The organism is Paenibacillus sp. J31P190, assembly GCF_059692075.1.
In genome coordinates, this window is record NZ_JCAUAS010000009.1 from 19,752 (window position 1) to 31,524 (window position 11,773).

Below are 11,773 nucleotides of genomic sequence, written 5' to 3' on the forward strand. Positions count from 1 at the left end.
AAGTATGCTTGTCGGAATAATGGGTGGCACCTTCGATCCTATCCACACCGGTCATCTGATCGCGGCGGAGAGAGCGAGGGTGGAAGCAGATCTCGCCGAGGTGTGGTTGATGCCGGCAAATGTGCCGCCGCATAAGCCAAATGCGCCGAAAGCGACGACGAAGCAACGCTGGGAGATGGTTTGCCTTGCAGCGGAAGGCAATCCTTTTTTTCGTCCAGTTGATATCGAAATCAACAAAGGCGGCGTATCTTATAGTATCGATACGATTGAGCTGCTAAGCAAGGAATATCCAGGTACGGAATTTGCTTATATTATAGGTGCCGATATGGTTCAATATTTGCCGCAGTGGCATCGCATTGATGACATCGTGCGGCATATTCGCTTTATTGGATTAGCTAGACCTGGTTATGAGCTTGACTTATCGCATATGCCTATTAACATTCGTAATCGAGTCACGATTGTTCCCATGCCGCTTGTTGAAATTTCGTCAACAGCTATTCGTAATGAAAGGCAAAGGAATGGTTCAGTCCGTTACCTTGTCCCAGATGCGGTGAATGGTTATATGGAGGTGAACCGTTTGTATGAATCGTGAGGAACTGATTGCGGCGGTTAAGGAACAAATGCCTGAGCGACGCTGGCTGCATACACTCGGTGTTATGGAAACTAGCGTTATCTTAGCGAAACGCTTTGGTGGAGACCCGGTCAAAGCCGATCTGGCGGCCATTTTGCACGATTATTGCAAGTATTGGCCCGTTCAGGAGCAAGCTAAGATTATCCGCGAGAACGGATTGCCCCAAGACTTGCTGGATTATGATAAAGAGCTGTGGCACTCCCATGCTGGAGCTTATATCGCTAAGGAGCAATTTGGCATCCATGATGAGGAGATACTAGATGCAATTCGGTATCACACCTCCGGTCGTGTTCAGATGACATTAATGGACAAAATCGTATGCTTAGCGGATTATATGGAGCCCGGACGTGATTTTCCAGGTGTAGATATCATTCGCGAAATCGCTGAGCAAAGCCTAGAGAAGGCGTTGGTCGCCGGTTTTGATTCTACAATTAGCTTTTTAATTGCCAAAGGCAAACGGATTTATCCGCTTACTATTTTGACTCGGAACGATTTGATTACACAAATAAACACATAAACCTTGGAGGATGATTGAATGAGTAAAAACCCAGAAGAAGTTTTGGCTTTTGTTGTTGAGGCTGCTGAAGATAAAAAAGCGGCAGATGTTGTAACCCTGAACTTGAAAGGCGTATCCCTAATCGCCGACTATTTCGTTATTTGTCACGGGAATTCAGAAACACAAGTGCAAGCAATTGCCGGCGAAGCTAGAAAGAAAGCGCATGAGCACGGCGTTAATATCAGAGGCTACGAGGGTATTGATACAGCAAGATGGGTTTTGCTTGATCTAGGGGATGTTGTTCTTCATGTTTTCCACCGCGATGATCGTGAATATTATAATATCGAAAGACTTTGGTCCGATGCCAAAGTTGTGGAGCGCGTATGAGAATGGAAGCAGGATCCCTTGTTACCCTAGAGGTAGCGAGGGAGGTTCCTCCTAACGGTTATTTCCTTACTGACGGCCAGCAGGATGTTCTTCTGCCTTATGCAGAAATCGTAGGTAAGATACAACCCGGAGAGCATGTTGAAGCCTTCATGTTCCATGATACGCAGGATCGATTGATGGCTACGATGAAGCGTCCTCTTCTTCTCATGGGCGAAGTAGGACTTCTGGAAGTTGTAGATATTCACCCTAGATTTGGATATTTTCTGGAAATGGGACTGGGCCGCAACCTGTTGCTTCCCTACAGACATGTGCCGGAGCTCGAGGAACTGCGTCCACAAGTAGGAGATAAGGTATTTGCCACATTAGCTCACGATCGGCAAGGACGTTTAATCGCTAAGCTGGCTCTGGAAGAGGACCTGGCTCCTCTTTGCGTTCGTGCACCCTCGAGTTGGAGTAATCAGTGGGTCAAAGCACGTGTGTACAGACCTTTGCAAATTGGCACCTTCGTCATTTGCGAAGCCGGAGTCCTTGGTTATGGTGTTATTGGACTTATAGCTGCTCCGGAACGGACACGCTTGCTTCGTGTAGGTGAGATGGTTGAAGTGCGTGTCGCATTCGTTCGTGAAGAGGATGGGCGGGTCAATCTGTCGATGCGGCTCCCGAAGGAAAAAGGCCGCGATGAAGATGCTGAGCGAATTTTGAGTGTCCTCCAAGAACGTCCAGGTAATGCGATGCCATTTTCGGACAAAACGTCGGCTGATATTATCAAGGATCGGTTTGGACTAAGTAAAGCGGCTTTCAAACGCGCATTAGGCAAGCTTATGAAGGACGGGCTCATTTATCAAGAAGATGATTGGACCTATCTGAAGCAAGAGGAGACTCAAGGTTAACATGAGTTACGAAAAATTCGCGTACACCTATGATCGCTTGATGAATAGCATGCCATATGAAGATTGGCTTCGTTTCGTGAAAGAGAGCTTCGATCGATTTGGTATGAAACCATCTACGATTGTTGATTTGGCCTGTGGTACTGGGAATTTGACGATTCCTCTAGCCTTGGAGGGATACCAGCTGACGGGTATTGATTTATCAGAAGACATGCTGGCAGTCGCTGAGCAAAAAACGGGAGAGCACAAGAGTCAACTGCGCGGTGGCGCCATTCATTGGGTACAACAGGATCTGCGTGAATGGGACCTCGGTGAACAAGTGGATGCAGCGCTTTCCATCTGTGATAGTCTCAACTATTTGTTAGAGGAAGAAGATATCGTTGATGCTTTCCGTCAAACCTTTAAGGGGCTCAAGCCTGGAGGGCTTTTCCTTTTCGATGTGCATACTCCTGAGCAGTTGTTCGCTTATGCAGACTCTCAGCCCTTTTTCCTGAATGAAGACGATGTTGCCTACATTTGGACAAGCGAGTTAGATGATGAAAGAGTGCAGATTGAGCACGAGTTGACCATATTTGTAAAAGATAACGGAAAGGATACTTTCCGACGCATCGATGAAACTCATCTTCAAAGGGCTTATTCTTTACAATGGCTTAAGGAAATGCTGCTTGCAGTCGGTTTCACTGAGGTGCATATGGCTGCTGACTTCACTTGGGAGCAGCCTACCTCTATGACAGAGCGAGCTTTCTTTATTGCAAAGAAATAACGGCAGTGAGGTTCTTTGCGGCTTGACAGTGCGGCATTATTTTACATATAATCAAAGCTAATTAGATGATTAAAGCTTAGAAGAGGAATAGTAACTTGTACAGCATCTTTCAGAGAGCCGGATGTAGGGTGGAAGCCGGTAGATGTCAGTCTTGTGAACTCGCCTTGGAGCTAGAAGGTGAATCACCATTTAAAGCGAAGAGACTTTGAGCTCCACTCAAAGATCCCAAAGCGGAGAGACTTTGAGCTCCACTCAAAGATCCCAAAGCGGAGAGACTTTGAGCTCCACTCAAAGATCCCTATATATGGTGCTAGCTGGATCGTCTCACCCGCGTTAAGGGGCAGAGTGAACACAGGCAAAGAATGTCTTGTGTTAACTAGGGTGGTACCACGGGAATCTAACCTCTCGTCCCTAGCGATATCCGCTAGCGATGAGGGGTTTTTTGGCGCTTACAGCGCTTTGAATCATGATGAGGATGGCTGTACACAGGGAGGATTTTGAACATGACACAGGAAACGAAAGAAACTAAAGAAACAAAAGAGCAGCAAGGCTATAATCCACAAGAAATTGAGCCGAAATGGCAGGCTTATTGGGATGCGAAGAAAACATTTAAGGTGCTTGAGAATTCCGATAAGCCGAAGTTTTATGCGCTGGATATGTTCCCTTACCCATCTGGAGCTGGTCTGCATGTAGGACATCCGGAAGGCTACACAGCAACTGATATCGTTTCACGGTTCAAACGGATGAGAGGCTTTAACGTACTTCATCCAATGGGATGGGACGCTTTCGGACTTCCTGCTGAACAGTACGCACTGGATACGGGAAATGATCCGCGAGAATTCACCAAGAAGAACATCGATACTTTCCGTCGTCAAATTAAATCACTAGGCTTCTCGTACGATTGGGATCGTGAAATCAGTACAACAGATCCTGAGTATTACAAATGGACACAATGGATCTTCATCCAGTTGTACAATAAAGGACTCGCTTATGTGGATGAAGTGCCTGTAAACTGGTGTCCAGCGCTGGGAACTGTTCTTGCTAATGAAGAAGTAATTGACGGTCTGAGCGAGCGCGGTAACCATCCCGTTATTCGTAAGCCGATGCGTCAATGGATCCTGAAAATTACTGAGTACGCTGAACGTCTGCTTGAAGATCTTGAGGAGCTGGATTGGTCCGAAAGCATTAAAGATATGCAGCGCAATTGGATTGGTAAATCAACAGGCGCAGAAGTCCAATTTGCGATTGACGGATACGATGAGAAGAGTCTGACGGTTTTCACTACACGTCCAGATACATTGTTTGGCGCCACGTACTGCGTTCTGGCACCTGAGCATGAGCTTGTTGCGCAAATTACTACGGGAGATCAAGCTGCTGCCATTAAGGAGTATCAAGAAAAGGCTTCCCGCAAAAGCGATCTCGAGCGTACGGATCTGGCAAAAGACAAGACAGGTGTTTTCACAGGGGCTTATGCTGTCAATCCGGTTAATAACGTGAAAGTGCCGATCTGGATTGCTGACTACGTGCTTGGCGGTTACGGTACGGGTGCAATCATGGCTGTTCCAGGACACGATCAACGTGACTGGGAGTTTGCAAAACAGTTTGATTTACCGATTGTCGAAGTCGTGCAAGGTGGAGATGTTGAGAAGGAAGCTTACGCAGGGGATGGCGAACACGTCAATTCCGGTCCGATTAATGGCATGAACATCGAACAAGGGATCAGCCATATGATCGCGTGGCTGGAGCAAAACGGCAAAGGCCGCGGCAAAGTAACCTACCGTTTGAGAGATTGGCTCTTCAGCCGTCAAAGATATTGGGGAGAGCCGATTCCAATTCTTCATCTTGAAGATGGCACAATGAAGCCTGTTCCCGTGGATCAACTGCCACTCTTGCTTCCACAAGTCGATGAAATTAAACCATCAGGTACAGGAGAATCACCACTTGCGAACGTATCCGAATGGGTAAACACAATTGATCCGGAAACCGGCATGAAAGCTCGCCGTGAAACGAATACCATGCCGCAATGGGCCGGCAGCTGCTGGTACTACTTACGTTTTATCGATCCGCGTAATGATAAAGAGTTTTGTTCGCATGAGCTTCAGCAGCAATGGCTGCCTGTAGATCTTTACATCGGCGGAGCGGAACATGCTGTTCTTCACTTGCTGTATGCGCGTTTCTGGCATAAGGTGCTTTATGATCTTGGTTTTGTTCATACCAAGGAGCCTTTCCATAAGCTTGTAAACCAAGGGATGATTCTTGGTGAGAACATGGAGAAAATGAGTAAGTCTCGCGGTAACGTTGTAAATCCGGATGATATCGTCAGCGATCAAGGGGCCGACACACTACGTATTTACGAAATGTTTATGGGACCACTTGAAGCTACAAAACCATGGAATACAACAGGTGTGGATGGCATCTATCGTTACTTGAATCGTGTGTGGAGGCTGTTTGTAGACGAAAATGGTCAGATAAATGCTAAAATCAGCGCCGACGAAACATTAGGCAGTGATTCATTCAAACGTACTTGGCACCGAACGATCAAAAAAATTACCGAGGATTTCGAAGCCCTTAGGTTTAATACAGCGATCAGTCAAATGATGATTTTCGTTAACGAAGCCTATAAAACAGAGCGTTTACCGCTTGAAGCGATGAAAAATTTCGTTCAGATGTTATCTCCAGTTGCGCCGCATTTGGCCGAAGAACTTTGGGAGAAGCTCGGCGGCACAGAATCAATTACGTATCAGCCGTGGCCAACCTATGATGAAGCGTGGACAGTCGACAATGAAATTGAAATTGTTGTACAGGTCAATGGTAAAATTGTTGATCGTGTTCTGATCTCCAAGGATACGGATGAAGCAGCGATGGAGAAAATCGCATTTGACCTCGATAAAGTCAAAGAAGCGACCGCCGGAAAGGCCGTTCGCAAATTGATTGTTGTAAAAGGCAAATTAGTAAATATTGTCGTAGGATAGCAATACAAAGTTGGCAATTTGGGAAGGCTGCTGCTTCTAAGTAAACAGCAGTTCAGCCTTCTCAATGTCTTCTTCATATTTGGCATGTGTAGCACTAATGACTCGTGAGAATATCCCCGCAAGCTCATCGTCCAAAATACGTAAGCCTTCCGCTGTAATTCCACCGGGAACAGATACGCGTTTTTGAAGGGTAGCAGGGTTGAATCCTCCGGTTGTAAGCAGCTTTCCTGTGCCTAGCGTCATTTCACTGGCAAGTAAGGTAGCTTCCTCAATAGAAATACCAGTTGCCTCAACGGCTGCATCAATAAAAGATTGCAGGAATTTGGCTAAAAAAGCGGGACCGCAGCTAGATATGTCAGAAGAGATCCGCGTATAATTTTCGGATACACGAATAGGTGAGGAAATATGCGCAAATAGGTTCTCTAGCCATTCTTTGTCCTCAGGCTGCATTCGATTCCCATGAATACATAGTGTCGCACCGCTAAGCACGTAGTTCGTGATACTCGGGATAATTTTACTGATTTTCGCCGGCAGAAGACCTTCCAAATGTTTGAGCAGGACAGGGCTTGTAATGGACACGATGAGTTGAGAGGGAAGCACGTCCTCTTTGATTTCATCAATAACCTTCTTAAATTCAGACGGCTTCACACATAGAAAGATGAGATCGCTCCCCAGTACGACTTCTCTATTCGACCCGGCAACATGAAGTCCAGGATATGTCTCCGCTAGAAGCTCAACTTTATGAATTGTTCGATTTCCCGCAATAATTTGCTCCGGATTGAAAGCTCCAGAATGAATGAACGCTTCAATCAGAATACTTCCCATACTCCCAGTACCGATGAATCCTGCTTTCATCCAGTAATCCCTCCCGAAAAAATCAGTCACTTTCTTTCATAGTTTATTGAACGGGGTCAGTTTTAAATGCCATTCAGATGCTTTTTCATGTATATGTTCATATGTCAGCAATTATGTTTGGAAAGACTTAAGTTGCAAGTTTGCTAAAGAAAAACTCTAATGATTATGCTTACGAAGTTAGTTTTGCTAAAGCAAAACTTTAAAGGTTATGCTTACGATGCCAGTTTTGCTAAAGCAAAACTCTTAGGAGGGAATTCGTGGATTTTTTTGGTTCCAAAAGAGGAAGGATACTGCTCATGATGGCAGCGATCTGTTTATTTGCTTTCGTCGTTTGGCCATTCATTCGTGGAGGCAGATCTATGATACAAACGGATTTTATGCCTTTGAACTCTCAGATGCAGGCTATGATTTCTCATCCTGGAGATGAGCCGGCAGCTGATGCAAAGCCTGTAAGAAAATCAGACTTGAAATCAAACATAGGCACAGAATCGAATGCAAAAGTAGATACAGAATCGAAGGGAACGAAAGATAGAAAACCGAAGGAAACGAGAGACACAGAATCGAAAACAACGAGCGACACAGAACCGAAGGGAACGAGAGTCACAGAACCGAAAGCAACGAGTGACACTGAACCAAATACGACAATACCTGCACTTACAGCAATACCTACGCCTACTGTTGTATCAAATGAAAAACCGGAAGCTAGCTTGCCATCAGCACGGTCTACCGATCAATTGGATCTAAACACAGCTACGCTCAAGCAATTAGTTGAATTACCGGGTATTGGAGAGAGCAAAGCAAAGGCCATACTGGACTATCGGTTGAAAAAGGGACGATTTAACCAGATTGAAGAGCTGATGGAGGTGAAGGGCATCGGAGAGAAAATGCTTGAGAAGTTAAAATTATTTCTTTATGTAACTTCTTAATATTCTTTCCTTTCTTTTATTTTGCTAGGAAATATGAGAGAATACTAGAAATGAAAAAAGGGGTCCAAGAACATACAAGGATCTTCGTAAGGAGGAATTGCAATCCGTTATGAGCAACCGTAAAGATTGGGATACTTATTTCCTTGATATTGCTTACATGGCCTCAACGAGATCAAGATGTAACCGTCGGCACGTTGGGGCAGTGTTGGTGCAGGGTAAGAAGTTACTTGGAACAGCTTACAATGGTGCGCCAATGGGTGTGCCTGATTGTACAGAAGCAGGCTGCATGCTTGTGGAAGAAATCGAGTTGAAAGTGGTAGATGATACCGAGGAAGTTATTCGTAAACAGCGATGTATTCGTACGATTCATGCAGAGCAAAATCTGTTGCTGTTCACGGATCGGGAAGATCGCGAAGGATCGACTGTCTATGTAACAGATCAGCCTTGCTGGACATGTGCGAATATGCTGGCCAACAGCGGTGTGATGGAGATCGTTTTCCATCGCGGGTATCCTAAGGATCATGAGAAAGTAAGCCATTTGATGGAGAACAGAGGCATCGTTTTCCGTAGAATGGAAGGATATGAACCTCCGCCTGGTACTGTATCTGATGTCGTGAATTAAATATGTTTACTGAAGCGAGAGGAAGAACCTTTTTCTAGACGCAGCCTATGGGGCTGATCTGGGGAGAGGTTTTTTGTTTGTTTTTTAGATGGGGATAAGTATGGATATCAAAGGTGCGGTAATGGCGCGGAATCTACATTTTCATTGGAGTAAATACAGTGTAATCGCTATTCTGACTGGGGTTATCGTACTTCTGTTGGAGAAAATCCAATGGAATTAATGATTTTCCTTGAAAATTGTCTTTTTAAGAGACTTCTATTGGAATTGCTCCAATAGAAGCTGTTTTTCGAGGTCTGAGAGTGAAAAGTATTGTAAAAAATCCAATGACGAAGATGAATGATGAGATAAATGATGAAGGTGAATGTTGAAGATCCAGATAAAGGAAGAAGGCGAAAGATGACAGACGAAAGAAGAAAGAAGAAAGAAGAAAGAAGAAAGAAGAAAGAAGAAAGAAGAAAGAAGAAAGAAGAAAGAAGAAAGAAGAAAGAAGAAAGAAGAAAGAAGAAAGATGAATGATGAATGATGAATGATAAATGATAAATGATAAATGATGAATTTTCAATGTATAGATCGCTTCGTCTATTTTCGTAACTCATGTAAATAATTACAATTCGATTTTATAACATTCAAGAGGAGGGGGAGCGAATACATATGCAAATGCTAATGAAACGACCAGTTGTTATAGGGTGTTGTCTGTGGATAACTGGCTACGCGCTCGCGCTCTATACCGAGCTGCGGTGGTTATCTTTGATGACGAGCGCGCTGCTGTTAGCCGCGCTTATCGTCATCTATGCGCTGCGGCTGCCTGGCAGACAGCCGCTGTGCGCCTTGCTGCTGGTCGGAGTAGCCTATGGCTACTTCCAATGGACCGACCAGCGCAACGTCTCTGCGCTGCTGCCGCTAGCGCAGCAGCAGAACCTGGACGGCAGCGAGGTCACGCTGCTCGGCCGATTCTCCAGCCCTGTCACCGTCGACGGCGACAGGGCCAGCTTCACGATGGAAGCGGAGTCCATTCGCTTCCCAAGTGCGGAGGCTTTCCCGCTCGGCGGGGAAAGCATGCAGGTCTCGCTGCGCCTGCTCCAGCAGGAGCAGCAGGCGGTGGCGTCGGGCTGGCGCCGAGGCGACGCCTTGACGCTGCACGGGACGCTGCGCAGCCCGTCCCCAGCCCGCAACTTCGGCGGCTTCGACTACCGCCGATACCTGCGCCTTCACCACACCCATTGGCTGCTCTCCGCCAAAGGGGTGGATCAGGCGCAGGTCGAGCCTGCGGCTGCGCGCTTAAGCGTCGTCCAGCTGCTGCGCTGGAACGACGAGCTGCGCGGCGCCCTCAGCAGGCGCATGGACCTTATCTTCCCCGCGCCGCAGGCGGGGTTCATGAAGAGCATGCTGATCGGTCAGACGGACGATCTCGATCCCGAGCGCTTCCAGCAATTTTCGGAGCTGGGATTGACGCATATTTTGGCCATTTCCGGCTTGAATATAGCCGTATTTCTTGGTGTTTGTATTTGGATCATGCGCCGATTAAAGCTGGCAAAGGAGACCTATTTGCTTATCTGTATATGGTTATTGCCATTCTATATCCTACTAACAGGTGCTTCCCCCTCCATTGTTCGGGCCGGACTCATGTCTATAATTGCCCTCTATGCAGCACGGCGAGGGCTCTTTAAGGATGTTTTGCATATTATGGCGATTGTCGCATGGATCATGCTTTTGTGGGATCCATACTTCCTGCTGGATGTCAGCTTTCAGCTTTCATTTCTGGTTACACTTGGTCTCATTGTTGGCGTACAAAGAGTCAATAATTTATTCGTTCCGTGGATTTCTTCCCCAATTATAAGAAATACGACCTCTATCACGCTTGTTTCCCAAATGGTATCCTTTCCGGTATCCATTTATTATTTTAATCAGTTTTCTTTATTGTCTTGGCTGGCTAATGCCTTCCTGGTTCCTGTTATTAGCATGATTGTATTCCCGGCTGGCCTGCTTGCTCTAGTTCTGGGACTGGTTTACGTTCCTGCTGGAAAGAGCATCGGTTGGTTTATTTCTTGGTTAAACGAAGTGATTTTCTGGATGACAGACAAGCTTCAGCATTTACAGCAGTTTAAGCTGCTTTGGCCGTCGCCAAGCTTACCCTGGATTGCTTTTTATTATGCTTTTCTCATTTTGATATATGGATTATGTCAGCGCTTGTCTCAACAAGCTGGAGGAGAGCTTCCAATCATTTTGGTAAGTGTCAAAGGTAAAAGGAAAGTGAACTTATCGAAATGGTTAGTATGTGCGGCAGCAGGTTTCCTGCTATTGCTTTGGATGGGGTATTCGCCTGAGCGCTTCAACCGTTCCGGTCTCGTTCAATTTATCGACGTGGGTCAAGGTGATGCTATACTGATTCGCACACCTTATGGTCGACATATTCTGATTGATGGTGGAGGGACTCTTACATTTAGGAAACCTGGTGAAGCTTGGAAAATTCGCAAGGATCCTTATGAAGTTGGCCAAAAGCTGCTCGTTCCGCTGCTCAAGAAACGTGGTGTTCATCAACTTGATCTCGTCGTTCTCACACATGAAGATGCGGATCACAGTGGCGGTCTACAGGCAGTTATTGCGCAAATGCCCGTCAAGCAGTTTCTCTTTAATGGAACGCTCAAGCCAGGGGCAATTATCGAGAAATTATTTGTCACCCTGCTATCGCGAAAAGTGCCGCTTTTGCCTGCGAACGTAAGCAATTGGATTCAGATCGATCCGCTTACCAGATTGCAAGTCCTGTATCCTTTGGAAAAAGATAATCGGCTCATCGAAATTGTCAAAGAACAGAATGCGCAGTCCGTTGTTTTTTTGCTCGAGATGCAGGGGACGCGTTGGTTATTTACGGGGGATATGGAGAAAGAATCTGAAGCTGTTGTCGTTGATTATTTAAAAGAACATCCTTCGTTAATTGATCAAGAACAACATATAAACCACAAAGTCGATGTACTGAAAATTGCTCATCATGGCAGCAAAACATCGACGACACCAGGGTGGCTCGACTTTTGGAAGCCTTCCTGGGCCGTCATATCCGTAGGAGCTATGAATAGTTATGGTCACCCATCACTTGATGTATTAAGGCGTTTGGATGAAAATGAGGTGCAGGTGTTGCGAACAGATCAAATGGGGGAAGTGCAACTTGAAGTCCGCAAAGAAGGGATTTACTCCCGAGTTAAAATAATAGATTAATTAACATCTGAATGGCCACTATCC

The 11,773-nt window shown here is 45.9% G+C and carries 11 protein-coding genes and 1 other annotated feature; of the genes, 10 read left to right on the plus strand and 1 reads right to left on the minus strand.

Translation table 11 applies throughout. The annotated features are described in order from the left end of the window. Positions 1-4: 4 nt before the first annotated feature. The 6 genes from AC58U0_RS17195 to leuS all read left to right on the plus strand — a co-directional run bounded on the left by AC58U0_RS17195 (position 5) and on the right by leuS (position 6,136). Positions 5-592, plus strand: coding sequence for a nicotinate-nucleotide adenylyltransferase (locus tag AC58U0_RS17195; RefSeq protein ID WP_057303158.1), 588 nt, complete (start codon positions 5-7; stop codon positions 590-592). Continuing rightward, complete coding sequence (gene yqeK / locus AC58U0_RS17200) at positions 582-1,148, plus strand: bis(5'-nucleosyl)-tetraphosphatase (symmetrical) YqeK (protein WP_497380221.1); 567 nt, start codon at positions 582-584, stop codon at positions 1,146-1,148. The genes AC58U0_RS17195 and yqeK overlap by 11 nt, the downstream gene beginning before the upstream one ends. A gap of 18 nt (positions 1,149-1,166) precedes the next feature. Further along, positions 1,167-1,514: a ribosome silencing factor gene (gene rsfS, locus AC58U0_RS17205; protein WP_060645306.1), complete on the plus strand. Its 348-nt coding sequence runs from the start codon at positions 1,167-1,169 to the stop codon at positions 1,512-1,514. Continuing rightward, on the plus strand, positions 1,511-2,404 hold the full coding sequence (locus AC58U0_RS17210; RefSeq protein ID WP_497380222.1) for a CvfB family protein: 894 nt from the start codon (positions 1,511-1,513) through the stop codon (positions 2,402-2,404). The genes rsfS and AC58U0_RS17210 overlap by 4 nt, the downstream gene beginning before the upstream one ends. Before the next feature lies 1 nt (position 2,405). Next, a complete protein-coding gene (locus AC58U0_RS17215; protein WP_497380223.1) occupies positions 2,406-3,164 on the plus strand; it encodes a class I SAM-dependent DNA methyltransferase in 759 nt (252 codons plus the stop codon). 68 nt (positions 3,165-3,232) lie between these two features. Beyond that, positions 3,233-3,580 (plus strand) — a binding site (T-box leader). Between the two features lie 87 nt (positions 3,581-3,667). Beyond that, positions 3,668-6,136: a leucine--tRNA ligase gene (leuS, locus tag AC58U0_RS17220; RefSeq protein WP_497380224.1), complete on the plus strand. Its 2,469-nt coding sequence runs from the start codon at positions 3,668-3,670 to the stop codon at positions 6,134-6,136. A gap of 36 nt (positions 6,137-6,172) precedes the next feature. On the opposite strand, the gene comER is transcribed toward leuS, so the two are convergent. Next, positions 6,173-6,991: a late competence protein ComER gene (comER, locus tag AC58U0_RS17225; RefSeq protein ID WP_057303152.1), complete on the minus strand. Its 819-nt coding sequence runs from the start codon at positions 6,989-6,991 to the stop codon at positions 6,173-6,175. A gap of 257 nt (positions 6,992-7,248) precedes the next feature. Here comER and AC58U0_RS17230 point away from each other — a divergent pair, with 257 nt between their 5' ends. From AC58U0_RS17230 to AC58U0_RS17245, 4 genes are all read left to right on the plus strand, one after another. Beyond that, positions 7,249-7,917 carry a helix-hairpin-helix domain-containing protein gene (locus AC58U0_RS17230; RefSeq protein ID WP_497380225.1) on the plus strand — a complete coding sequence of 223 codons (669 nt, stop codon included), beginning with the start codon at positions 7,249-7,251 and terminating at the stop codon, positions 7,915-7,917. Positions 7,918-8,026: 109 nt separating this feature from the next. Next, on the plus strand, positions 8,027-8,539 hold the full coding sequence (locus AC58U0_RS17235) for a deoxycytidylate deaminase (RefSeq protein WP_057303150.1): 513 nt from the start codon (positions 8,027-8,029) through the stop codon (positions 8,537-8,539). A gap of 351 nt (positions 8,540-8,890) precedes the next feature. Then, entirely contained in the window at positions 8,891-9,055 is a 165-nt protein-coding gene (locus tag AC58U0_RS17240) for a hypothetical protein (RefSeq protein WP_497380226.1), read from the plus strand. A 135-nt stretch (positions 9,056-9,190) separates the two neighbouring features. Beyond that, positions 9,191-11,749, plus strand: a complete 2,559-nt coding sequence (locus AC58U0_RS17245) for a DNA internalization-related competence protein ComEC/Rec2 (protein ID WP_497380227.1) — start codon at positions 9,191-9,193, stop codon at positions 11,747-11,749. The last annotated feature ends 24 nt before the right edge of the window (positions 11,750-11,773 follow it).